Source organism: Humisphaera borealis (assembly GCF_015169395.1).
In the GTDB taxonomy this organism is placed as follows: domain Bacteria; phylum Planctomycetota; class Phycisphaerae; order Tepidisphaerales; family Tepidisphaeraceae; genus Humisphaera; species Humisphaera borealis.
In genome coordinates, this window is record NZ_CP063458.1 from 5,775,440 (window position 1) to 5,800,641 (window position 25,202).

General features: G+C 63.3%; 14 protein-coding genes and 1 pseudogene. 9 read left to right on the plus strand and 6 right to left on the minus strand.

Translation table 11 applies throughout. From position 1 onward, the window contains the following. Positions 1-42: 42 nt before the first annotated feature. From IPV69_RS21715 to IPV69_RS21725, 3 genes are all read right to left on the minus strand, one after another. A complete protein-coding gene (locus tag IPV69_RS21715) occupies positions 43-1,113 on the minus strand; it encodes a Mov34/MPN/PAD-1 family protein (protein ID WP_206291821.1) in 1,071 nt (356 codons plus the stop codon). Then, positions 1,104-2,417: a HesA/MoeB/ThiF family protein gene (locus IPV69_RS21720; protein ID WP_206291822.1), complete on the minus strand. Its 1,314-nt coding sequence runs from the start codon at positions 2,415-2,417 to the stop codon at positions 1,104-1,106. Before IPV69_RS21720 ends, IPV69_RS21715 begins: the two co-directional genes overlap by 10 nt. 88 nt (positions 2,418-2,505) lie before the next feature. Then, the gene (locus IPV69_RS21725) at positions 2,506-2,784 is read right to left on the minus strand and encodes an EsaB/YukD family protein (protein ID WP_206291823.1); all 279 of its coding nucleotides are present in this window, start codon (positions 2,782-2,784) and stop codon (positions 2,506-2,508) included. A 468-nt stretch (positions 2,785-3,252) separates the two neighbouring features. Between IPV69_RS21725 and IPV69_RS21730 the strand changes: the two genes are divergently transcribed. The 4 genes from IPV69_RS21730 to IPV69_RS27740 all read left to right on the plus strand — a co-directional run bounded on the left by IPV69_RS21730 (position 3,253) and on the right by IPV69_RS27740 (position 9,587). Further along, the gene (locus IPV69_RS21730) at positions 3,253-5,397 is read left to right on the plus strand and encodes a GumC family protein (RefSeq protein WP_206291824.1); all 2,145 of its coding nucleotides are present in this window, start codon (positions 3,253-3,255) and stop codon (positions 5,395-5,397) included. A gap of 303 nt (positions 5,398-5,700) precedes the next feature. After that, positions 5,701-7,023, plus strand: coding sequence for a glycosyltransferase family 4 protein (locus IPV69_RS21735; protein ID WP_206291825.1), 1,323 nt, complete (start codon positions 5,701-5,703; stop codon positions 7,021-7,023). Between the two features lie 47 nt (positions 7,024-7,070). Further along, positions 7,071-8,492 carry an O-antigen ligase family protein gene (locus IPV69_RS21740; protein WP_206291826.1) on the plus strand — a complete coding sequence of 474 codons (1,422 nt, stop codon included), beginning with the start codon at positions 7,071-7,073 and terminating at the stop codon, positions 8,490-8,492. Between the two features lie 3 nt (positions 8,493-8,495). Further along, positions 8,496-9,587, plus strand: a complete 1,092-nt coding sequence (locus IPV69_RS27740; RefSeq protein WP_206291827.1) for a glycosyltransferase family 2 protein — start codon at positions 8,496-8,498, stop codon at positions 9,585-9,587. Between the two features lie 233 nt (positions 9,588-9,820). Here the strand turns inward: IPV69_RS27740 and IPV69_RS27375 are convergent. Beyond that, a pseudogene (locus IPV69_RS27375) lies at positions 9,821-10,936 on the minus strand (O-antigen ligase family protein); the annotation flags it as partial. A gap of 221 nt (positions 10,937-11,157) precedes the next feature. Here IPV69_RS27375 and IPV69_RS21750 point away from each other — a divergent pair. Then, the gene (locus tag IPV69_RS21750) at positions 11,158-12,351 is read left to right on the plus strand and encodes a glycosyltransferase family 4 protein (protein WP_206291828.1); all 1,194 of its coding nucleotides are present in this window, start codon (positions 11,158-11,160) and stop codon (positions 12,349-12,351) included. Between the two features lie 1,082 nt (positions 12,352-13,433). Here IPV69_RS21750 and IPV69_RS21755 read toward each other — a convergent pair. Together IPV69_RS21755 and IPV69_RS21760 are read right to left on the minus strand one after the other, a co-directional pair. Continuing rightward, on the minus strand, positions 13,434-14,912 hold the full coding sequence (locus IPV69_RS21755) for a DUF1501 domain-containing protein (protein ID WP_206291829.1): 1,479 nt from the start codon (positions 14,910-14,912) through the stop codon (positions 13,434-13,436). Between the two features lie 183 nt (positions 14,913-15,095). Further along, positions 15,096-17,621 (minus strand): PSD1 and planctomycete cytochrome C domain-containing protein, encoded by a 2,526-nt coding sequence (locus IPV69_RS21760; protein WP_206291830.1) that lies wholly within the window; start codon positions 17,619-17,621, stop codon positions 15,096-15,098. A gap of 212 nt (positions 17,622-17,833) precedes the next feature. On the opposite strand from IPV69_RS21760, the gene IPV69_RS21765 reads away from it, so the two are divergent. The 4 genes from IPV69_RS21765 to IPV69_RS21780 all read left to right on the plus strand — a co-directional run bounded on the left by IPV69_RS21765 (position 17,834) and on the right by IPV69_RS21780 (position 25,197). Next, positions 17,834-18,592: an AraC family transcriptional regulator gene (locus IPV69_RS21765; protein ID WP_206291831.1), complete on the plus strand. Its 759-nt coding sequence runs from the start codon at positions 17,834-17,836 to the stop codon at positions 18,590-18,592. A gap of 442 nt (positions 18,593-19,034) precedes the next feature. Then, complete coding sequence (locus IPV69_RS21770) at positions 19,035-20,357, plus strand: bifunctional folylpolyglutamate synthase/dihydrofolate synthase (RefSeq protein WP_206291832.1); 1,323 nt, start codon at positions 19,035-19,037, stop codon at positions 20,355-20,357. Positions 20,358-20,742: 385 nt separating this feature from the next. Then, on the plus strand, positions 20,743-22,890 hold the full coding sequence (locus IPV69_RS21775; protein ID WP_206291833.1) for a peptidylprolyl isomerase: 2,148 nt from the start codon (positions 20,743-20,745) through the stop codon (positions 22,888-22,890). A gap of 177 nt (positions 22,891-23,067) precedes the next feature. Next, positions 23,068-25,197 carry a peptidylprolyl isomerase gene (locus IPV69_RS21780; RefSeq protein WP_206291834.1) on the plus strand — a complete coding sequence of 710 codons (2,130 nt, stop codon included), beginning with the start codon at positions 23,068-23,070 and terminating at the stop codon, positions 25,195-25,197. The last annotated feature ends 5 nt before the right edge of the window (positions 25,198-25,202 follow it).

The following is a 25,202-nucleotide window of genomic DNA, read 5'->3' on the forward strand; positions in this document are numbered from 1 at the left end:
CGACGGTACTCTTGCGGGCAGGGCTGAACCCTGCACCGGAACCTAATTCGACCGCAGGGGGAGCGTCGGGGTGGAATCCCGTGACCGCTCGCCCGAACCCGCCGCAGGCACCGCCGGGCTGGTCGTCGGCGCGTTCGCCTTGGACGGAAGGACCAGCGGCACGACGAGCGGCCAGATGATCGCTACCGCCAGCAGGATTGCAAACCCCGCCGACAACAACTTGACTCGAGCTTCCAATACGCCGATTCGCTGGGCCAGTTCTTCGACGGCCGCCGGCACGGCCGGTGTTTTCGGATCTTCCTGAAAGTCGGTTGGGGACGACAGATACGGAAGTGTCGGGAAGACCGGTTCGGCGGACTTTCCGGACCGTTCGTCGTCGATCACATAATCAACACGGCGCACCTGGGCCTGACGCCAGGCAAACATCCCCGACTCGCGCGACTGCGGATCGACGACGAACGCCATCTGCCACGGCGAATTGAAGAAGTGCCGCTGGATGAACAGGTCCATCTCCGACAGGAAGATCCCGAACCCCGGGTGCGTGTGGTACCACGCGATGATCTTCTTGCCGGGGTGCTTCTCCTCCATCACCTTATGAATGTGTTGCCATGTTTCGGCGGTGAAGGTGACGGCGGTGCTCCGGCCGCTCGAGGCTTCGCCTCGGATCGCGCCGTCAATATAGACGAACGACGCCTGCGGGTTCTCGTACACCGTGCCGATCAGGACCCCGCAGACTTCGACGCCCGGGTACTCGTCGCCGTGGGCGGTGACCTGTTCGAGGACCGCCTTCTTCATGATCGACTGGAACAGCGGGTGATCGGGATCGAGCTTGGGCGCATCCTTCAGCGGTTTGACGGATATCGATGCCCGCAGCGCGGCTTCGGCCGAATCGCTGCCGGGCGAGATTGCAGGTTTCGGTCCGGCTACGGCGGGGGCATCGGACCCGACGGGATCGTTCTGCGTGGCCGCATCCAGCAGCGCCGCGACAGGATCGCCGGTACCGGTCTGGTGTTCATGGGGACGTGCCTGGGGCGCAGACGTACCTCGCGTCGCTGAGGGCTGGTCGGCCTCGTCGGCGGGTGGCAGCTTGGATGATTTCGGGTCTACGTCCATTCCAGTGCCGGTCCGTCCCAAAGGGGTCCCAGAACGTCTTCGGCGTCCCACGACAGCTCCAATCCTATCGATCGGTTCTCCGAGGCCGTCGCCCCGGAACGCCGCCCGATCAAAATGTCGTAAGGCGGCACGCCGATCTCCGCCGGCGTCTTGCCCAGAAACGACTCATTCCCGCGAATCTTGTAGAAGGTGACCACGTCACGCCGCACATCTTTCCCGCTTTGCTTGCAATGCGGGCACCAGGCGGCGTCGGCGGCAACCCGGCCCAGCGACACGAACATCTCCACCTGCTCGCCGCAGACGGGACATGCAAGCTTGTGCAGCACGTCGCGCGGCAACTCCAGTTCGGCCGTCGGCCCCAGTGCCTTGCGGGCCTCGGCCAATAAATCGGCCAGCGTGATCTCTCCCGCCCGGGCATCCAGTTCCAACACTTCGTCAAGCGTATCGTGGCTCAGACAATCGTCTTTGCGCTGGAACTCGACGGTGTAAGCCTCGGTGGTAAAGCCATCGAACACCCAGCCCTTGCCGGCGATTGTCGGCAGGCCGTGCAGCATCTTGACGGCTTCCTGCGTCTGTACGCCGGCAATAATGCTGCTGATCGTCGGGGTGGTGGGTGTTTTGCCGGTCACCATTTCAGCCCGCGACAAAAGATTGCACGACCGCCGCATCTGCAACAGTCGCCAGTCGGTATCGGACATGGTGCATTCGTAGCACGGGCCGGCGGGGTCGAAAACGCGGGCGGTCCCCTGAATGACTTCGATCGCACCGTCGATCCAGGGCTTGTTCAACTTCATGCAGGCGCGGTTGATCGACAGCCGGGCCTCGCGGTTGTCGAGGCCGCCGATCACCACGTCCGCCCACCGGTAGACGCCAAGCCCCAAGTCGTAAACGGCGTTGGCGACCAGTGCGTGGGTTTTCTGATCGGGATAGATGTCGCGGGCGGCCCGGGCGGCGGCGACAGACTTGGGTGAACCGTTGTCGCTGGCGCGGTACAGCACCGACCGGGAAAGATTCGAGTTCTCGACCTTGTCGAGATCGACCACCAGCACGTTCCCAATCCCCAGCAGGGCAAGATTCTTCAGGATCTCATTACCCAGTGCCCCGGCACCGATCACCAGAACCTTGGCCGCCCGGAGCTTGTTCTGATCCCACCACCCGATGAGCTTAAAGCGATCGAAACGATCGCCGGATTCGTCGCCGACATCAATACGAATCGGAGCGACGGCCGGCGTGGCGGCGTCGATGCCCTGCGTCGGCGACGCATCGGTGGGTCCCACGAGCTTGATCTCATCCTTGAGCGACATGAGCAAAGAAAAACAAAGAACGCGAGAGCACCGAAGCTCGGGGGAGGCAGCGGTACGACAGCCCCGTCAGTCGCCGACCCTTGGAAGCCTAGACAGTACTTCCAGCTGTGATCTCCGGCTGAAGCCGCAACACATCCCCGTCTTTGACGCCGACATCCTTTAAAGTTTGATTGTCGAGCAATTGCTTGCCGCTGGCCTTGTGATGGAACTTGTAACTCAGCGGCTGTCCGTCCGGTGCGTACTGGGGGAAGTTCATTTTATCGAGCAAGACCGCCAGAATCCGGTTCACTGGCGCGTCGTCGGGCATCTCCACCTCTTGGCGCTTTGTCGCGGTGGCGTCCCAGACTTGAACCCTGACCAGACTCATGGATGAAACCTCGAAGTACCGGACATTGCAGCACGGCGGGAACGCGAGAAATCGCAGAACACACTTTCGCGTGACGGACTATGTACTAAATCTTTCCTGTTTTGACCACCTCGCAGGCGTCAGGCAACGATTCTAACCGCCGGATCTTGCCGGGGATTGGACCGATCGTCCAATAATCCGTCCCGAAGGGATTGGAAATCGAGACCGCGCGGGTTGTCCATAACGGGTCTGGCACTGAAAGCCGGAACTCTTGGTGAATGGCGCGCCAGCCGTTAGATTGGGGAACTTGAAGGTCTCGGATGACCATCGGGCGGCAGTTTCGAACCGGCCCGCCCAAAGCCGTTGCTCCTCACAACCGATGCAGATGCATCGGGCCGCGCAGATTTAGTTGGCTCAGTTGGCGTATCGGGACGGGCCCGGTATGTGGATCTGACGCCGGCGGCCGATCTTGAACACCGGGACACAATCTTGGTTACCCCTCCCCAATATCAACTCCCCGGCCCCGGAAGCGGTGAGCCTGTCGAATCGAAGAGCCCCAGCGAATGGCTGCTTCTTCTGTTCTGGCGTCAGAAGTGGGTGCTGATCCTGGCGATGCTGGTCGCCGGCCTGGGAGCGTTTGCGTACCTGCGCGTCGCGACACCACTGTTTACAAGCACCTCCAAGCTCCTAGTGCGCCCGGCATCGACGATCGTGCTGACCCAGTCGCAGGGCGGGCCGTCGGCGTCGAACGCCGGCAACTTCACGAATACGCAGATGGAAGTGATCCGCAGCGATGCGGTGCTCTCGTTGGCCGGGGCGATGCTGACCGAAAACACGCAGACGCGTGGGAAGGTTCCGACCCGGACACAGGCGCTGCGGGAAGTGATCGACGTCGAGCTGGACCGAAACACCGACATCATCGCCGTCACCTCAAAAGACAAGTCCGCCGCCGAAGCCGCCGCCATCACCGACACGGTGGTGAATGCGTACATCAAGTTCGCCACAAGCCGTCGTGACGTCAGCAGCATGCCCGAGATGATGCAGCGGTACGAGGCGGAGCTCGCCGCCGCTGACAAGGAGCTCAAGAAGAAGCAGGAAGAGCTGCAGAAGCTCGAGAGCGAACACGGCCCGTCGATTCGTCAGGACGAGCGTAACAGCCTGGAACAGCGCCGGCTCGATTCGCTTAACTCGCAGTTGATCACGACGGAACTGGAACTGAAGAACGCCGAGCGCGACGCCGGTGCCGCCCGAAGGGCGCTGGGTCGCATGGCATCCTCACGGCCGGCCGGAGCCGCCGACCCGCTTGAGCAGGAAGTCGAACTGGGCATCGCTTCGCCGCAGGAACAGCAGGCCCTTCGCCTTGAGATTCTCCAGGCACAGTCCCAGCTCGGCGAACTGCAGCAGCGGTACGGGCCGGAGCATCCGTCGGTCAAGACGCTGGAGCGTCGGCTCAAGCGGCTGAACACGATCTACCTGCTCAGCATCGAGCGTCGCGAAGATACGCTTCGACGCCAGACCGATCTTCTTCGCACCCAGTACAACGAAGCGAAGCAGGAAATCCTCAAGCTAAACACCCACGCATACGCCTACACCGTGGCCAGGTCCGAAATGGACAAGCTGCGGCAGATCCGCGACCAGTACGACGCCAAGATTCGCGAGATGAAGCTCGAGCGCGACACCGGCGGTATCTCGATCGACGTGATCGATCAGGCCCGCCCGGCCGAGAAGCCCGCGCTTCCGGACCACCGCAAGGTCATGGTCATCGCGATCGCGATGGGCCTGGTCCTTGGCATGGTGCTGGCGGCGCTGCGGGAATGGCTCGACGACCGCATGCGGTCGGCCAACGAAATCCGCAGCAGCCTGGGCATGCCGCTGCTGGCGGTCATCCCCCAGAGCTCGACCAAGCGAAGCTTCTCCGTCAGCGGCCAGCGCGTGCTGCTCGACCCGGCGTCCGATGCGGCCGAGGCCTATCGGGCGCTGCGCTCGGCGATTCAGTTCTCCGCGCCTGCCGGGCTTCGCACGCTGATGATCTCCAGCCCCTGCAGCGGCGACGGCAAGACCACCCTGACGACCAACCTGGGCATCGCCTGGGCGCAGTCGGGCAAGAAGGTCTGCATCGTTGATTGCGACCTCCGCAAGCCTTCCGTGCATGACGTCTTCTCGATGAAAACGACCGCCGGGCTTTCCACGCTCCTGTCGGGACGATCGACGCTGGAGAACACGCTTCAGCACACGAGCGTCGGCGGACTGGACGTGCTGCCGTGCGGTCCCGTCCCGGCCAATCCGGCTGAAATCCTCAACAGCCAGGAGTTCGGCACCACCCTGGAAACCCTCGCCGACAAGTACGATATCGTGCTGCTGGACAGCTCTCCGGTCATGTCGGCGTCGGACGCCCGCGTAATCGCCGCATCCACCGATGCGACGCTGATCGTCCTGACGGCCCAGTCGGCGCATCGTCGCTCGACCGAGCAAACCCGCGACGCGCTGGAAAGCGTCGGCGCGCGGGTGATCGGCCTGGTGGTTAACGACATCCCGCGCAAGGGTGCCGGCAACTACGGCGGACCGCGCTCGATGCGCACGCTCGTGCCCGGCCTGACCAGCCAGGAGTTCGACGTGCTGCAGGCTCGCAAGTAACCACTCCATCCGATTCGAACATTCCGCGAATCAATGCCATCACGCGGCGACTTGCCGGTGCCCGAGTCAGCCGTGTGTTCATTTGGTGTCAAGATTGGGCGTGCCCGGATTACCGGGCACGCCCGAATCGATTCAGGCAACGTCATTCACCTCGATTGCAAAGGGGGTCCGCTCACCCGGGGCAACACTTCGGGGTTCTCCGGACATTTATTAGACGTGCGAGTTGAGCGAGAATCATCGGATTCGCGGCGTGTACCCCCTTCGCTGCTTCGCCGATGAAGGGAACAGCCTACGGCAATGACAATGCTCGCCGAACAACCCCGAACCGTCTCGCCGCCCGCGGCGAACGGTCAACGCCTGCGCGTGCTCGTCGGCGCCTACACGCTTTCGCCGGCCCGCGGCTCTGAACCCGGGGTGGGATGGGGAATCTGCCACGCGCTGGCCCAGCACCACGATCTGACGATCCTGTGCGCCAAGGGGATGCCCGGCGGGCAGGAGACGGCGTTCGAAACCGAGATCAACGCGTACATTGCCAAGCACGGCCCGATCCCCGGGATGACCTTCCACTATGTGCCGCGGCCGAAGCTCAGTCAGTGGTTTCAGAAGGAGCGGGAACTGTTTCGGCGTACGGTCTATTACATGGGTTACAAGCGCTGGCAGAAGTCGGCGCTTGCCGAAGCCCGGCGGCTGCACGCCGAGAAGCCGTTCGACATCGCACACCAGTTGAACATCACCGGGTTTCGCGAGCCGGGTTACCTCTGGAAACTGCCCATCCCGTTTGTCTGGGGTCCGATCGGCGGGGGGGCGAATATACCCTTCGCTTACTTCCCGATCATGGGCTGGATGGATCGGATCTTCTACACGATCCGCAATCTCACCAACGAAGTGCAGAAGCGCACGGTGTTCCGCTGCCGACGTGCCGCCGCCGCCGCAAGGCACCTCTGGACAGTCGGCCACCAGAGCACGCGGATGGTGGAACAGATCTGGGGCTACCCGAGCGAAGTGCTGCTGGAGATGGGTTGCATGCCACGCCCAGACGCCCGCACGCGGGAGCGGGATCCGTCCCGGCCGCTGCGAATCGTCTGGAGCGCGCTGCACATCGGCCGCAAGGCGCTGCCGATCCTGCTGCGGGCGATGCAGACGCTCGGGCCGGACGCCCCGGTCGAACTTGCCGTCCTGGGGAGCGGGCCGCTGACGGACCAGTGGAAGGCCGAGGCCGAACGACTGGGCCTGGGTAAGAAGGTCCGATTTACCGGCGGGCTGCCGTTGCAGGGGGCACTGGACGAAGTCCGCCGGGCCGACGTCATGGCATTTACCAGCATACAGGAGGGCACGCCCGCGGCGGTGCTGGAGGCGCTGTCGCTGGGCGTTCCACTGATCTGCCACGACGCGTGCGGAATGGGCGTGGCCGTCGACCAAAGGTGCGGCATCAAGGTGCCGATGGTGAGCATAAGCGAGAGTGTCGCCGGCTTTGCCGCGGCGCTGCGCCGGCTGATAGACGAGCAGGACCTGCTCGGCCGGCTTTCGGCCGGTGCACTGGTCAGGTCGCAGGAGCTCAACTGGGAGCATATCGGGCGCAGGATCGCCCGTGTCTATCAGGAGATCGCCGCCGGCAAGTCCCGGTAGCGTTCCCTCCCCTGGCGGAGCCCGGCCGATACGCGGGAGCCGCCGTCATGAAGCCTCATGCCATTCACGCCGCACGCGGCGCCAACCTTCGGCTCGCCGCCCCCTCCTGGACCAGCCGGGAGTTTGCCGCCCGTTTCACACGCACCCGCTTCCCCGCCCCCGAACGCCTCTATCTTTTCCTTGCGCTGATGATCAGCGGCACGGTCACGCTCCCCCAGGTGGTGGAGTTTGGCGGCATCTCCGGGCTCGGTTTCTGGACGATCGCCGCCGCCGCCGTGACATGGGGACTTTGGTTCCTCAAGCCTCACGTGCCGACGACGCTTCTGCGGCCGTTGCTGCCGCTGGGTGTGTTCACCCTGCTGGCATGCGTGAGTCCGCTTTGGGGCAGGGGCTTTGACAGCAACGCGATTCAGCTTCTGGCCGTCATCGTCGCGTTCGCCGGGTTCATCCTGCTTTGTGCCCGCGAGACCGCCAATCAACGCGACTTTGCCGAAGCGGTGGGCGTCACGCTCGACTTTGCGGCGGTGACGGCGGGGCTGTTCTACACCTTCACGTTGCTGACGCAGGGCATCGGCGGAGAGCTGATCATCGGCGGCCGTCCGGTGTTCCTCGCCCGCCCGTTCGCGTTGTTTGCGATCATCGCCGTCGCCCGGCAGATCGCCCGCTTCCACGCCGGCCAGAAAGCCGGACTGGCGATCGCGATCTGGCTTACCGTCCTGGTGGTCCTCAGCCACTCGCGGCTCGGCATGGTCACCCTGCTTGCGATGTACCCGGTGTCTTACGCGCTACTGGGCGGGAGAAAAAACCTGGGCTTGGCGGTCCTGATGCTCGTCGGCGGCGGACTGGCGTTCGCCGGCCTGCTGCTGTCGTCCGACGAGATGTACCAGCGTTTCTTCGGCTACGACGCTTCCCTTCAGGTGGGCGGCGTCGCGATCAACGCCTCCGGCCGCACCGCCGCTTGGCAGGCGATGCTCAACGACATCCGCAACCCTCTGCGCCTCTGGTTCGGCGCCGGCGCCGGCGCGGGGTCGGCCTTCTGCCAGGCCAACTTCCAGAACCTGCCACATCCGCACAACGACTACCTCCGCTACCTCTACGACATCGGCATCTTCGGACTGGCGTGGTTCATGGCGTTTCTAGCCGTCGTCGTGGTCATGCTCTGGCGGCGCATCATGGCGGCCCGCTACTGCCACGATCCGGTCGCGTTCTCACTGAACTTCGGCACGCTCCTGTCCGTCGCCGGCGTGGGCATGTCGATGTTCACCGACAACTCCGCGAACTACATCTACGTGATGGCGCCGCTCGGCATCCTGATCGGCGCAACGCTGGGGAAAACCGTCTCCACCCCCAAGCCCGTCAGCGCCGTCAAATTCCAGCAACAGTTCAGGCCCGAGCCGATTCGTCCGATGCCTAGGCAGACGATCCGGCCATCGCTCCGCGCGCTGCCGGCGCCCCGTGTCGAGCAGTAACTCATGCCAACGCCCCGCGTCAGCTTCGTCCTGCCCGTCTACAACGCCGGACCCTACCTGGCGGCGGCGGTCGAAAGCCTGCTGGGCCAGACCTTCGGCGACTTCGAGATTCTCGCGATCAACGACGGCAGCACCGACGGCAGCCGCGAGGTCCTCTCCCGCTACAACGACTGCCGGCTGCGCGTACTCGACCAGACCAATGTCGGACTCGTTCAGACGCTGAACCGTGGAATTCGCGAAGCCCGCGGCGAGTGGATTGCCCGCATGGATGCCGACGACGTCAGCCTGCCCGACCGGCTCGCAAAGCAGACGGCCTACCTGCGGACGCATTCGCAAGTCGCGCTGCTGGGTGCGTGGGTGGCGACCATCGACGAACAGAGCCAGCCCCTTTCTGACGTCGTGCCATTCCCGGTCACCCACGAAGAGCTGTGGTCCAGCATCGGCCGCCGCCCCTGGGTGATGTGCCATCCCGCGGTGATGTTCCGCCGGGACGCGGCGATTGAAGTCGGTCTCTATGACCCGGCCTTCAGGCATGCAGAGGACACCGAGTTCTTCGCCCGATTGATGAGCCGGTTCCGCGCGGCAACGCTCCCGGATGTCGTGTTGCAGTACCGATTGCGGCGTGAAGCCGTCTCCGGGGTGTTCAAGGATCACGGGTACGCCAACGCGCAGCTTGTGAGGCGCATCATGGAGCGGTGGCAGCCCGGCGAGCCGTTCGCCGCGACAGCACAGGAGCGTGCCGAGGCCGACGCGCGGATCGCCGTCAGTTCCCGTCGTCGGAGCGCGCGGCAGGCGATGGGGGCGTACTTCTGCAGGGTCGGACGCGAGTGCCTACGCGGCAGCCGATGGAGTGGGGCGGCGATCGCGTATCTCAAGGCCGCCGCTTACGAGCCAATGAATCTGGACGGTTACCGCGGCCTGGTTGCCGCTGCGCTTCGCATGGGGTCTGCCGTGGTTCCTGCCGGCGTGTCGCCCGCGTTTGGAGCGGCGGCCGCGGCATCAGCAGGGACGCCGTTTGCGGTCGCAGGAGATGCGGCCGCCGCGACGCCGTTCTCCCAATCCTCACCCCCGACGCGGTCCAGGCCCGCCGCCTGACGGTTGGCGATGCGGACTGCAGCCAGGCCTACGCCGAAGACAGACCAGAACCAGATCCCGCCGACCGGGCCTTCCAGGAAGACGTCGAAAGTCGTGTTCACCAGGAACGATGCCCAGTACGCAATCAGCACGGCAAAGACCATGACCCATTCCGCGTGCCCCTGACGCTTGGCCCGCCACCAGGCCATGAGCATGGTGATAAGCCACGACAACTGGACCGCGATCCACAGCCCCAGCGCCGGCACGCCACCTCGCGCCAGGAGCGTCAGGTGGCCGTTGTGCGGACTTCGCAGGGACTCGTCTGCGTTGACCTGAAAGCCGTCGTCGTTGGCAAGGTTGATTCCGAATCCCTTGCCCTTCCAGAAGTAGGGGCCCTGAAAGGTGTAGGTCATGATGCTGTCCCACCATTTCAGACGCCACTTCTTGGTGCCCTCGACCAGATCGCTATTGGAGTTTCCGGCGACACTCATCACATTCGTGACCAATTGGTCGAATGAAATCTCACGGCCGCTCTGGGAATGCCGAATCGAAATGCCACTGGCCCAGAGCAACCCAACGCCGGCGATCGCCAGGCCCGTGAACAAGCCGATGGCCCGGCCGCTGGGTGCCAAAATCGAGATGATCAGTGCCGCCATGCAGAACGCGACCATCCCCGCGCGGCCGGACAGGTTGATCGCCAGCGCCATCGCGATCATGACCACATGCCAGGGTCGCTCGGTGCGTGTCGCGGAGAGGAAGCAGAACACGCCCGCCAGGTGAACGAGGAAGTCGCCGCCCTTCACCGGGTTGACCAGCTTGTCACTGATCATGCCCGGGGCGTTTGGCGCGAGGTAGTTGCAGAAGACGAAGAAGAACAACCCGAACGTGAGAAAGTAGGGGATGTACCGCTTGTACCCCTTCACGACTCGTGCAAAGAGGGCCTCGTCGTCGCCGATCACCCGTGCGATCGCCAATGCCATCAGCCCGTAGCCCCAGATGACGCCATCGCGCAGCGCGTCAACTTTATAGGTCGAGACGTAAGGCAATGTGCGAAGGGCACCCCATGCCATAAACATCATGAGGATCGCGGCGGGGATCGACACCAGCCTCAGTCCCATGAAGGGTGCTGACGCCCAGGCCAGCAGCCCCAGGGCGAGCACGATCTCACCAACGAACACCGGCGGAACCCCAATGTACGCTGTCACCTTGCCCACGAGCGCGTATCCGCACAGAAGCATCAGCAGCGCCTGGGTGAACGACAGACTTAACCGCTGACGAGTCCGACGATTGCGCTCCGAACGCGATGACGGGTCCTTGCCCCGACTGGGGCCGAACGTCGCCGCGACTTCTGTAATCCAAGGGGCTGACATCAAGATCCTGCAAACAGTGGGCGGAACAACTGTTGGCGAGGCTACGCAGACATCGTGATTCACACAACAAAAAAGGCGGGCTGTGTGAACGAAATCACTTGGTTCGAGTGCAAAATGGGACTCCCATTACGGTTGGTTCGGTCAGCCGGCAGTCCTGTCGATACCAACGTCATGGCCATTGGCCCGAAGGCCAAGTGCAACGCGGGCTGAGATCCATATCGATGAACATCCTGGTCGCCCACAACTTCTACCAACGCCCCGGCGGCGAAGACCAAGTCTTCGCGGACGAGACCTCACTTCTGAAGTCCGCCGGCCACCAGGTGACGGAGTTCACCGTCCATAACGACTCGGTCGCCGGGCAGGGGAAACTGGCGCTGGTCGGCAAAACCCTCTGGAACCGCGACACCGCCCGCCAGATCGCCGACCTCGTTCAGCGGCACCGGGTCGACGTCGTCCACTTTCACAACACGTTCCCGCTGATCTCCCCGGCGAGCTACTACGCCGCCCGCAGCGCGGGGGCTGCGGTGGTTCAGACGCTGCACAACTACCGGCTGCTCTGCCCTGGTTCACTTTTCTTGCGCGACGGCAAAGTCTGCGAAGACTGCCTCGGCAAGACCCTCCCCTGGCCGGGCGCGGTTCATAAGTGCTATCGCGGCGACCGCGGGGCATCGACCGTCACAGCGGGCATGCTCGGCGTCCACCGCATGGTGAGGACGTATCACCACGCCGTCGATCGCTACGTCGCCCTCACCGAGTTCGCCCGCGAGAAGTTTTCGCAAGGCGGCTTCCCGCGGCACAAGATCGTCGTCAAGCCCAACTTCATCCTCGACGACCGTGGCGCCGGAAGCGGAGCGGGCGGTTATGCGCTCTACGTCGGCCGACTCGACGAAGGCAAGGGCATCGAAGTGCTGTTGCCCGCCTGGAAGCAGGTTCGTGGCGACTTCAAACTCCGCATCCTCGGCGACGGCATGCAGGCGGACCTGGTCCGCCAGGCGATGGCCGCCGACCCGCGCATCGAATGGCTCGGCCGCCGGCCGATGGACGAGGTCTACGCCAGCATGGGCGACGCCGCGTTCATGGTGCTGTCGTCGGTCTGGTACGAAGGATTGCCCAAGACGGTGTGCGAAGCCTTCAGCAGGGGCACGCCGATCGTGGCGTCGAATCTTGGGGCGCTGTCAGAATTGATTTCGCACGAGAAGACAGGACTGCACTTCACCCCCGGCGATCCGACCGACCTGGCCCGGCAACTGCAATGGGGCTTGGAACACCGTGAGGCACTCGGCGCAATGCGCGTGAACTGCCGCAAGACGTTCGAAGAGCGTTACACCGCGGCGGCGAACATCGGGATGCTCGCAGCGGTGTACGAAGGGGCGATCGCTTCCCGTAGGGTCCGCCTTGGCGGACGCGCCGGGTGATCGTGACGGTAATCGCGTCCGCCAAGGCGGACCCTACGCGAGCACCGGGTACTGTTGCGCGTGATAGCAGTCCGCATGTCGGCCCTCGAAACGAGCCGTCTACCAATCACGCCAACGGTCTGCCAGGTTCTGGTACACGCCTAGCCCGCATGCGTGGACGATTGCGTCAAACTCTTCACATATGTCCTCTCGCTCGACAGTATCGATTGCGTGCCTTGACTGTCGATCGAGACGATTGAATGACTTGATGCAGCCCTTCAAGACCTCCATTTTCGCCTTCTTTGGCGCACTTAACCCGAGTTCAATCAGGCCCTCAACTGTCTGACGCATGATCGCGCGTGATGCCTCGACGAATCGTTCTGACGACATCTCCCAAGTTGGGAAGAAACACCTTTCGGCCAAATCTTCCAGCCGAACTGACTCAAGATATGCCCTCCGACGTTCTTCGTCTCTGTGCCGACGTTCGGCTTCCCGCGCGTCAGACGCAGCATCGTCACGAAGAAGTGCGGATCGATCATGGTCCCACCTCCACTGTATGAGGGCGTGCTGTGTCAGCACACTCCAGTTGCCCGCAAGAGATGTGGAGTCAATGGCCTTGTCATCTGCTGAAGGCTCGAGGTGACCTACCAACTGAAATTCCGGCGGCACTGGCGACATAACCCAGAGCACATTCGGATCGCCGTCCCACGAATGATGCGTTAGGCGTAACACTGTCCTGAGCTCTGGATCGTCAATTGAGGGCACCAAGTTGCCTAACCAAGACGAGGCGGCCGCGAGCACGCAGTTACCACCCCATCTACGTGCTTTCTCGCTCGTCGAATCGTGAATGATGCGGCACACCGAGAGTCGCCCATCACCCACCGGAAACGAGTAGACGTGACCCGCACAGGGCAGGTTACCAATCGTGTGTTCTGCCATGCTTCGTGAATATTGTCACATCGCTGAGTTGATTTCCAATGCGATTGCCTGGCAACGGACGCGCGGGCTTATCGTGACGGTAATCGCGTCCGCCAAGGCGGACCCTACAGGGTGACAAGGGCTCTATCCCCTCTCACCTGTACACTGGGGAGAGGGAGTGGGAATCACGCCAGCATCCCCTTCATTACATGCCCATGCACGTCCGTCAGCCGGTATTGCCGGCCCTGGTATTTGAACGTCAGTGCCTCGTGGTTGATGCCCATCAGGTGAAGGATCGTCGCCTGCATGTCGTGAATGTGGACGGGATCTTTGGTGATGTTCCAGGCGAAGTCGTCGGTCTCGCCGAAGGTGCTGCCGGGTTTCACACCGCCGCCGGCGAGCCACATGCTGTAGGCGCGGCCGAAGTGGTCTCTTCCGGCGGGTTTCGCCGGGTCGCCCTGGCCGAAGGGCGTTCGGCCGAACTCGCCGCCCCAGACGACTAACGTGTCATCGAGCAGACCGCGCTGTTTGAGGTCGGCCACCAGCGCGGCCGACGGTTGATCGGTGTCCTTGCACTGGCCTTCCAGCTGTGTGAAGAGGTTGCCGTGCTGGTCCCAGCCGGCGTGCATCAGCTGCACGAACCGCACGCCGCGCTCGATGAGCCTTCGCGCGATCAGGCAGTTGTTGGCGTACGTGCCCTTGATGAGGGCATCGGGGCCGTACATGTTGATGATGTGCTTCGGCTCGGTCGAGAAATCGAGCAGATCGGGCACGCTGCCCTGCATCTTGAACGCCATCTCATACTGGCTGATGCGGGTATCGATTTCCGGGTCGCCGTAGTCGGCCAGGTGGGCGGCGTTGAGGGCTTGCAGGTCGTCGAGCAGTTCCCGGCGTCCCTGCCGGCTGGTGCCGGGTGGATTGGCGATGTACGGAACCGGATCGCCGACGCCACGGAATCGCACGCCCTGATAGCGCGACGGCAAAAAGCCGCTGCCCCAGTAGTAGTCGAAGAAAAGCTGCCCGCAGGTTTTGCCCTTGTCGGAAGACGTCATCACGACAAAGCCGGGCAGGTCATCGGCCTCGCACCCCAGGCCGTAGGTCGCCCAGGCGCCCATGCTCGGGCGGCCGGGGACCTGTGCGCCGGTCATGAAAAACGTGACGCCGGGCGCGTGGTTGACCGCTTCGGTGTTCATCGACCGCACAACGCAGATGTCGTCGGCGATCTGGCTCGTGTAGGGCAGCAGGGTGCTGATCTCGGTGCCGCTCTGGCCGCACTTTTTGAACGGCTTGATCGCGGGCGTGATCGGCCACTTCTTGTAGCTCGCCGACATCGTCGAGAGACGCGTCGTGCCGCGGACCGACTCGGGGATGTCCTGCCCGGCCATCTTCGTGAGCACCGGCTTGTAGTCGAACAGATCCAGGTGCGACGGCCCGCCGCCTTGCCAAAGGCAGATCACGCTCTTGGCCTTGGCGGGATAGTGCGGGAGGTTCGGCAAGCCGCGCATCGCACCGCCGACGGGGGAGGTCATCCCCGACGTGGCGGCGGGGGCCTGGCCGACCTTCATCATCGACGCCAGCGCCGCCAGGCCGACGCCGTGCAGGCTCTTGCCGAAGAGTTGCCGGCGGGTGACGCGTTGGAGATTGGCGAGGAAGTCTGGGTGCATGGTCAAAACCTTCTCATGCGACGCACGCAGGTGAACCAAATGGATGGCTCAGTCAGTGACACGGGCTTCCAGCCCGTGCGGGGTGCGTTCGATGTCGAGTTCATCTCGTACGAACAGCTTGTCTACTGCGGCGCAACCAGCACGGGCTGGAAGCCCGCGTCACTAATTGAGCCACTCAAATCACTATTCCCGCGTCAACGCCTCGTCGAGATTCAAGATCGCCAGGCACACCGCGCTCATCGCGGCGTGGTCGACGGGGTTGAGCTTTTCGTTCCGCGGCGCTTCGCCAACCTTGATCGCCTCGACCGCCGACTTGGCGTCTTTGCCGTACACCGACTGCTGCCGCTGCAACATGCGGCGGAGCACCGGCATCTCAGTGGCCGACGGCTTTCGGCTCAGCACCTGCCTGAAGGCGAAAGCGAGTTGGCCGTCGGTTGTTTCCGAAGCGCTCATCGCTTTTTCCGCCAGTACGCGGGCCGCCTCGGCCCAGGTAATGTCGTTCATCGTCGTCAGAGCGTGCAACGGCGTGCTGGTGACGCTCGACCGAACGCGACAGGTCTGCCGGTTGGCCGAGTCGAACATATTCGCGGGGCTGACCGTCCGCCTCCAGAAGGTGTAGAGGCTCTTGCGGTACAGGTCTTCGCCTTTGCTGGCGGGATAGGTGAAGTCGCGTTCCTTGGTGATCGCGAGCGATTCCCACACCGCGTCGGGCTGGTACGGGTAAACCGGCTGCCCGCCGACGCGATCGACCAGCAAACCGCTCGTCGCCAACGCGATATCCCGCAGGATCATGGACGGCATCCGGAACCGGCTGGCGCGGGCCATCAGGCGGTTTTCGGGGTCGCGGGCGATCAGTTCCGGCGTGGCTTTGCTGCTCTGGCGATAGGTCGCGCTGGTGACGATCAGCCGGTGCATCGCCTTGACGCGCCAGCCGCTCTCGCGGAACTCGACCGCGAGCCAGTCGAGCAGTTCGGGGTGAATCGGCACTTCGCTCTGCACGCCAAGGTCTTCCGACGTCTTGATCAGCCCCGTGCCGAAGAAGGTCGCCCAGTAGCGATTGACCTGCACGCGGGCCGTCAGCGGATGCTCCGGGGCAAAGAGCCAGCGGGCAAAGCCCAGCCGATTTTTCGGCGCGTCGGCCGGCATGGGCGGGAGGAAGCCGGGCGTCGAAACCGATACCTTGTCCTTCGGCTTGAGGTACTCGCCGCGGTCCAGGATGAAGGTGTCCCGTGGCTGCGTCTCCTGCATCACCATGACCCTGGGAATCTGCTCGTTCTTGTAGGAGGCGATCTTTTTCTTTAGCGCGTCGGCCTTCTTCGCCGACGGGTCTTTTGCCGCGATCGCCGGCCACACCTTGGTCTCAAAGTGCGAACGCAAACCGGACTTGAGCTGCTTTTTGTCCTCGTCCGTGCGTTTGTCGGGCGCGAGCCGAAGCGCCGGCAGCAGGTTTCGGTTGATCTCCGGTGTGTCCGCGGTGACCTTCGGTTCCCACTCGGCCAGGGCCAGCTCGAACTTCTTCTTCGTATCGCCTGCCGACTCGGTCTTCTTCAGGTCGGCTTCCATCGCCGCCAGTTCGGCGGTGTTCTTTTCCGTTGGCAATTCAAGGAACGGTGTCGCGATTCGCATGCGGCCCGGCCCGCCGCCGGGACGGCCGGTCTCCGGGATGTTGTTGAACGCCGCCATCAGGCTGTAGTAGTCGCGCTGCGTGATCGGGTCGTACTTGTGATCGTGGCACTGCGCGCACGCGACCGTGAGCCCGAGCCAGTTGGTGGCCGTGGTGTCGACGCGGTCGAACAGGTTCACGAACCGCTGCTCTTCGGGGATCGCACCGCCTTCGCCGTTCTGCAGGTGATTGCGATTGAACGCGGTGGCGATCTTCTGATCGGTGGTCGCGTTGGGAAGAAGGTCGCCGGCGAGTTGTTCGATTGAGAACTGGTCGAACGGCATGTCGGCGTTCAGCGATTTAACGACCCAGTCCCGCCACATCCATTGCCAGGTGTCGCCGTCCTGCTGGAAGCCGTTGCTGTCTGCATAGCGGGCGGCATCGAGCCATGGAAGGCTCATCCGTTCGCCATACGCCGGCGACGTGAGCAATCGATCGACGAGGTTTTCGTATGCGGCGGGGGAGTTGTCGAGCAGAAACGCATCGACCTCCGCCGACGTCGGGACGCGGCCGGTCAGGTCGAGGGCCAGCCGACGAAGGAGCGTCGTCCGGTCGGCCTCGGGCGATGGCGTCAGCCCCTCGGCCTCCAGGCGGGCCAGCACGAAGCGGTCGATCGGGTTTCGCACCCACGTCGCGTTCCTGACGCGAGGAAGTTCCGCCCGCACTGGCGGAATGAACGTCCAGTGGGGCTTATAGACTGCCCCCTCCGCGATCCAGCGCTTCAGCAGGTCCTTCTGCTTCGCCGACAACTTCCGGTTCGATTTCGGCGGCGGCATCAGCTCTTCGGCGTCGTCGGTGAAAATCCGGTCGACCAGCGACGACTTGGCGGCGTCGCCCGGCACGAACGCCTTGCCCTTGATGGCGTCGTCCCGAACATCCAGCCGCAGATCGGCCTTGCGGTGGTTGGCGTCCTGACCGTGGCAGTAAAAGCAATTCTCGGAAAGGATGGGGCGGATGTCGCGATTGAAGTCCACGTCGGCCGAGACCGTCGGCGTCAGCCAGGCCAGCGCGACCACGAGCGTGACTAATTGCGTTGCCTGTTTCATCGATTCGCTTCCTCGTTGGATCGCATCGCGATCCGCGCATCATGATTGATCTCTGTCGGACCCGACGTCGATCGAGGTGTCCGCAGCCCCCGTCGCCGCAGGGACGGACCCCAATCGGTCTGAGATGCACTTCGTCCTGATAGATACACGTTACCTCCGCCGGCGATTAAAAGTCTTGCACGCCGGGGAAGCCTTCTTGGTATGTTTTGACCATGAGCGCCTCCGCCGGCAGAGCATTCCAGAGCGCGTTCTTCTCCCGCAATCCCTTAGCCCAGAACGTTTTAGAGCTGTTCGACGCGCTGCCCAATGTCGCCTTTTATGCCAAGGATGTTGAAAGTCGCTTCGTTCGGATGAACGGGCTGTTCCTCGAGATTCATGGCTGTCATTCGGACGAGCAGATGCTCGGCAAGAGCGATCGTGACGTGAGCCCGCCCGTCATGGCCGAGGCGTACATTGAGGAAGACCAGCGGGTGATGGCAGCGCGGCAGACGCTCGCGGGGCAGGTGTGGCTCGTGTACCACCCGCGCGAACAGCCCAATTGGTATATTTCTACCAAAACGCCCCTGTTCAACGACGCCGGGGAGGTGATCGGGATCGCCGGTGCGATGTATCTGATCGAGCGATCCGACGACTTGGCGGCGCACACCCGTGAACTGTTGCCGGTTGTGAAGCACATCGAGCAGCACTACACGGAACCGGTCTCCATGACACAAATGGCCAGGCTCGCGGGCCTGTCGGCGACGCACTTCAATCGTCGTTTCCGCCAGATCCTCCGCATGACCCCGTTGGAGTACCTCCGGACGGTGCGCGTCCAGGCGGCGAGGCGGCTTCTGGCCCGGAGCTCGGCCAAACTGGCGGATATCGCGGTGGATACTGGCTTTACAGATCAAAGCCACTTCACCCGCCGGTTCCGAGAGGCCACGGGAATGACCCCGGCGGCCTACCGCATGCGGTTCCGCAGAGCCCCGTAGCTGGGCTTGGAGCCGATATCGATCGGGCGGAGCAATCTGTCGCAACTCGCGCAGAAATTGCACAATGCTGACTGATAGGCAACAAAGCTGGTGATCTAAGTATATGTTTCTGTTGGCTTTGCCTTGTATGTTTGCAGCGTAGAGTCGATTCCAGTAGAATGGCGGCACAATGGGCATCCGAGCCAAAGTGAGGCGTGCTACTCCGCGTCGAGGGTCGTTGGCAACGTCTACCCGATCAGGCCGAAACGGCCGATCGGGTATGTCCGAGCGGACATCATCGGCGGTCAAAACGTCTCCCAATGCGCCGGGACGCAGGGTCGCCACGCGACCGTCTTCTCCGCCCCCCAACGCTTCACACGCACCGGCACCCGGAACGGCGACCGCCGTCCACGCCGTTGCGGGAGTCCCTACTATTCCCGCAACCACCAACTACGGCAAGGCTTTGCGCTTCCTTTCCTCGCTCAGCGACTACGAGCACCTGCGCATCGTGCGCTACAACCCGCAGAACTTCGACCTCGACCGGATGCGCGCTCTACTCAAGAAGCTGGGGAATCCCCACGAGCAGTTCCGCTCCATCCATGTCGCCGGCACCAAGGGCAAGGGCAGCACCTGCGCCATGATCGCCGCGATGCTGCAGGCGAACGGTTACAAGATCGGGCTTTACACCAGCCCGCATCTAAACGACATCCGCGAGCGCATCCAGATCGACGGCGAGATGATCTCGCAGGCCGACTTTGCCCGGCTGGTGAAGCTCGTCGAACCGATCGTCCAGAAGCAAAAGCCGACGCCGACCTACTTCGACGTTCTGACCGCCGTCGCGTTCAAGTATTTTGCCGAACAGAAGGTGGAATTGGCCGTGGTTGAGACGGGCCTGGGTGGCCGCCTCGACAGCACCAACGTCATCAAGCCGGAAGTGACGGCGATCACGAGCATCAGCAAGGACCACATGGCCCAGCTCGGGCCCACGGTCGCCCGCATCGCTGAGGAAAAGGCCGGCATCTTCAAGACCGGTGTTCCGGCCGTCACCGTTCAGCAGGATCCCGACGCCGAGATCGTCCTCAAGCGCATCGCCGAGAGCCGAGGCGTGCAGCTGGCGATTGCCGGCAAGGACATCGAGTTCAGCTACCGGTTCGAAAGCAGCCGGCTGCAGGGCCCGCACAACCGCATCTGCCTCTCGACGCCGCAGAGCAAGTTCGAACACCTGGCCGTTCCCCTTCTGGGCGAACACCAGGCGATCAACTGCGGGCTGGCGTTGTCGGTGCTCGATCGGCTCAAGGGCCGGGGCATCGCCATCTCCGATTCGCGGGCAATGGAAGGCCTGGCCAAGACGGTCATCCCTGGCCGCATGGAGATGGTCAGCCAGCAGCCCCGCGTGCTGGTCGACGGCGCGCACAACGCCGCCAGTGTCGACGCGATGATGCGGGCCATCGGCCAGCACATCCCGTACGACAGCATGGTCGTCATCTTCGGTTGTTGTGCCGACAAGGACGTCAACGGCATGCTGGAACGCATCACCAGCGGCGCCGACAAGGTGATCTTCACCAAGGTCGACAACATCCGCTCGTCCGACCCCAACGAACTGGCCGCCAAGTACATCGAGCAGTACGGCAAAATGGCGCAAGTCGCGCTAACGCTCGAAGATGCACTGGCGATTGCCAACCGGGCGGTCACCAAGGAAGACCTGATCTGCATCACCGGCAGCTTCTACCTCGTCGGCGAAGCCCGTAAGCACTTTGCCACGATCTCGGCGGCGAAGCAGGGCTGAACCAGCCTCGGCATCGCAACGTAAGACTTCTGACGCGGGCGACTCGAAACTTTCGAGTCGCCCGCTCTCGTTAACTGGGAGTGGTCGCGACCGGATATCGGTTTACCTCTGATTCCTCGGGTTGTCTTGAGGTCCTCCCCCGGGTAAACCCGGAGTCGATACCGCCGAGAAACCCGGATGCAAGGAAGATTTTGCGGTGCTTCGGGGACAGAAGATCATGGACCCATGTTTGTGCCGTGTGGAAGCGAGTCAGGAATCCGGGGCATGCTGATGTAGGGATTGCCAATAATCTGGCTGGGTTTTGGCGGCATCATGCCGATCAAGTTGTACTGACGCTCTGTGCGTCGTCTTTGTTCTGCGTCGACTTAGCGTGTGAGGGTAGATCATGCCGTCTGTCATCCGAAGCCGAGCCCGTCGTTCCAGCCGGCTCTTGCCAGTGCCAGCCCCGTCGAACCCCATTGAAGCCCTCGAACGGCGTACCCTACTTTCAGTTGCTGTCGGCTCAACGATTAAGAACACCTTCGGTCTGCCCGGCGGAGCGCCGACCGACATCAATCTCGCCGGCGCATTCGACGACACCGCCGTTCAAGGCGTGGTCGCGCGGCTGAACACCAGCCTGGGCAACGTGGACATCGAGTTGTACGACAAGGCCGTCACCAAGACGGTCCAGAACTTCGTCAACTACATCGCGAACAACCTCTACAACCAGACCGTCCTGCACCGGCTGGTATCCGGCTTCGTGCTTCAGGGCGGCGGGTACATCCAGACCGGGGCCCACATCCAGGAAGGGCCCAAGATCAAGAACGAGTTCTCGACCGCTCGTCCCAACCTGCGTGGAACGATCTCGATGGTCACCGTGCCGGCGACCGATTCGCTGGGCAACCCGGTTCCCGGTGGCGGCCCCAACAGCGCCACCAGCGAGTGGGTCATCAACCTGGCCGACAACCCGTCCCTTGATACCTCCAACGGCGGGTTCACCGTCTTCGGACAGGTCATCAACGGCACGCTCAGCGTGGTCGACCAGATCGCGGCGTTGCCGATCATTGACGCCTCGGCCGTTTCGCCGGTCTTTTCGGAGCTGCCCGTCCGCAATACGCCCGCCGGAAACCCGACCGCCGACGACTTCGTCTTCATCAACTCCGCCGGGATCATCGCCGACACCCAGTTCCTGACCCTGTCTGCAACGAGCGACGACCCGTCGATCGTCAACCCGACCGTTTCGGACGGCATTCTGCGGCTCAACTACGGCAGTCAGCAGGGCTCGGCCCGCATCACCGTCACCGCCCGCGACAGCAGCGGCAATGAATCGAGCCAGACATTCACAGCCGGTGTTGGCGAGTACACCGTCCAGATCGGTTCCGGCGGAATCGGCTCGAAACTCGACTTTGCCGAGTCCGACGGCGGTAAAGGCTCCATTGCACTGTCGAAGTCGGGCTCGGCCTTCGTCCGCCTGGCCGGCGAGGGATTGGGACTGACCAACGACAAGAAACCCAAGCTCACCGGGACCGTGTCGGCGATCGACGATATCACCACCATCGACACCGGCACCGGAACTTCGCTGACGATTAAATCCGCAGGGGGCGACGGCATTGTCGATGTTCGCGGCGTCTCCGTAGACGGCCCGCTCAAGACCTTCTCCGCCAAGACCACCCGGCTAAGCGGCAACACGACCATCGGCGGGACCGTCCGCACCATGTCGCTGGGCGCGGTCAACAGCGCCAATGTCGTCCTCGGCGGTTCGCCGGCCGACGGGATTCAGCTCGGGCTCACGCTGACCACCGCGACCGACAGCAACTTCACCAGTGGGATGCCGATCAAGAGCATCAAGGCCGGTGCGTTCGTCGACACGCTCGGCACACCGGGAACCATCACCGCGCCGGCCCTCTCCAGCATCACCACGTCAGGCCTGCTGCAGGAATCCATCAACGCCCCCGGCGGGATCATCAAGACGTTCAAGGCGGGGGGTGCCCAGAAGGGTGACATCACCGCAACCGCGATGGTCAACTTCTCGGCGCTGGACATCCAGGGCGGCGTCTGGAACTTTAGTCAGCCTTATGCCGCCGGCCGGGATACCATTAAGAAGATGATTGTCACCGGCAGCATGACCGGCACCACGATCCGGACCGCCGGTAGTATTGGCAGCATCAGTGTTTTGAGCGTCGTGAGCGGAAGGATCTACGCCGGCGTCGATGTGACGGATGAGGAGTTCCCGCCGTTCCTGCCGACGCAGCTCTCGCAGTTTACCTCGCCGGCGCGGCTGGGCAGCCTGAAGGTTTCCTTCGGCTCCGAGCAGTTGAGCGTGGCAGCGACGAGCATGGGCCGGGTCGATCTGAGCGAGATCGGTACAGACGCCGCGATCCCGTTTGGCATCGCGGCGACGCAGATTGATCAGCTCACCGGAAAGACCGCCGACACCGAGCTGGGTCTGGGAACGCCGTTCAGTCTCAAGGATCTTGACGATCAAGCCGCGTTTGATGCGGCCGTCGCGGCCCTTCAGTTGCCGACCGGCAACTTCATCGTGAGCCTGTTCTGAAGGATGATCGGTGCCCGCCGAAGTTTTCCGTACATCGCGGCCGGCGTGCCCCATGCACAGCGTTCGAGGAACGATTCTTTCGTAGCGACCGAGCAGCCGAACAAACGAGCGACCGACGTAAGTCCACTAACCACCGCTCCCCGAGCAAGCGCGGAGCGAACCAGGAGAGATTTCGAGATGACCAGCCCCCGCCCCCGACCGATCGTGACCGCCGTCCGTTCCGCGATTGAAACCCTGGAAGACCGCCGCCTGTTCGCGGTCATCGGCAGTCCGCTGGCCGACATTTCCGGCAACCCCGGCGGTACCGGCACGGTCAACGCCGCCGCAGCGTTCAACGACGACACCGCGACGTTCGTTCAGGTGACGACGTCATTGGGAAACTACCGCGTGCAGCTGTTCGACTCCCGCAAGCCGGGCACGGTTCAAAACTTTCTACGGTATGTGAACGCCGACCGCTACGACGGGCTGATCATTCACCGCTCCGATACGCTCGGCGGCAGCACGGTGCTCCCGCCGACGATCCTTCAGGGCGGGGGATATGTGTTCCCCGGCTTCAACCACGTTGCGACCTTCCCCCCCATCGTCAACGAGTTCACCAGCAACGGCATTATCAGCAACACGCGTGGCACTCTCGCCATGGCCAAAAGCAGCAACCCGGACTCTGCCACCAGCGAGTGGTTCCTCAATCTGAGCGACAACAGCGCCGATCTCGACGACACCGGAAACTCCGGCGGGTTCACGGTGTTCGCCAAGGTGGTTGACGCCGACCTGCCGATCGTCGACGCGATCGCGGCGGTGCCGCGATTCGCCTTCGCGTCCCCGTTCAGCACGATTCCGCTTCGGAACTACACCAACACCGACTTCTCCAACTCGGTGACGCCCGGCGCCAACAACGTCATCAGCACCACGACCGACATTATCTCCGACGTGCTCACCTATTCCGTCAGCAGTTCGGATCCCTCGATTGCCGCAGCGTCGGTGGATGCCGCCGGACAGGTCGCGCTCACCTACGGCTCGACCGTGGGCACCGCGACTGTCACGGTAACCGCGACAGGGGTGGACGGAGTCACCACCGGCCAGACGACGTTTGACGTCGGCGTCGGTCAGCTCGACGTGACCATCGGCGGCACCAGCGGCAACAAGTCGGTCAGCTTTACCGACGCCGACGGCACCGTCTCGACCGTCTCGGTCAAGGGTGCGGGCACGGCCACCGTCCGCTTCACCGGAACCGACCTCGCACAGACCGCCAATAAGGGCAAGATCAGCGTGGCAGGTGCTGGCGGGGCGGCGCTGTCTCTGGTCAGCATCGCCGGGTCCGATGCCTCCACTGCCGTGACGATCACCGGCAAAGGCGGCGACGGCGTAACGAGCCTGCAGGTTCTCTCGGCCGACGGCGCGCTCAAGAGCCTGACCGCGAGCAAGACCAACCTGACCGGCGCCATCACCACGGTCGGCGCGGTCGGCACGATCAACCTACTGTCGGCCAACAACGCCGCCCTGAACCTCGGCGGAACGACCAGCGACAAGGGCGTCAAGATCACCGCCGGCGACTTTGTCGATACCGACATCATCTCCGGCGCGCCGCTGGCATCGGTCAAGCTCAGGAGCGACACCGGCACCGACGGCCTCTCGGACGTGATTTCCGCCCCGGGCATTACGTCGCTCACCATTACCGGCAACAGCTCGGCGACCATCACCAGCGTGGGCGAACCGAACATCAATAAGATCACCATCGGCGGAGATTTCTCCGGCTCGATCAGCGGCCATCAGATCGCCTCGCTCACCGTCAAGGGCAACCTTACCGGCGCGACAATCAATGCCATTCACGCCGCCAACGAACACGCCGACGCCCGCGAGGCCAACCTCAAGCAGAACCAGGCGATCGGCAAACTCGCGGTCGGCGGGGCGATCGTGAACTCCGTCGTCGATACCGCCGGCTCGGTCGGGTCAATCACCGCGGGCTCGGTGAGCAGCAGCCGGCTGTTCATCGGTCTGCTCGGACAGACGCTCGTGCCGACGACCGTCTCGCAACTGACGCAGGAAGCCACGCTCAACGTGCTGACCATCAAGGGCACCCTCGCAAGCACCGACATCGCCAGCCGATTCCTCGGCAAGCTAAATATCGGAAGCGTGACGACGGATAACGGCGGAGCCCCGTTCGGCTTGGCCGGCGACTCGCTGACGCTGCTCAACGCCCGCAAGGCCGACGGCACGCGCATCACGATCAAGAACGTGACCACCCAGGCCGAGTTCGACGCCTCGATCGGCGCGATCGGTCTCGGCGACTGGAACGTTGCGATCCTGTAGGGTCC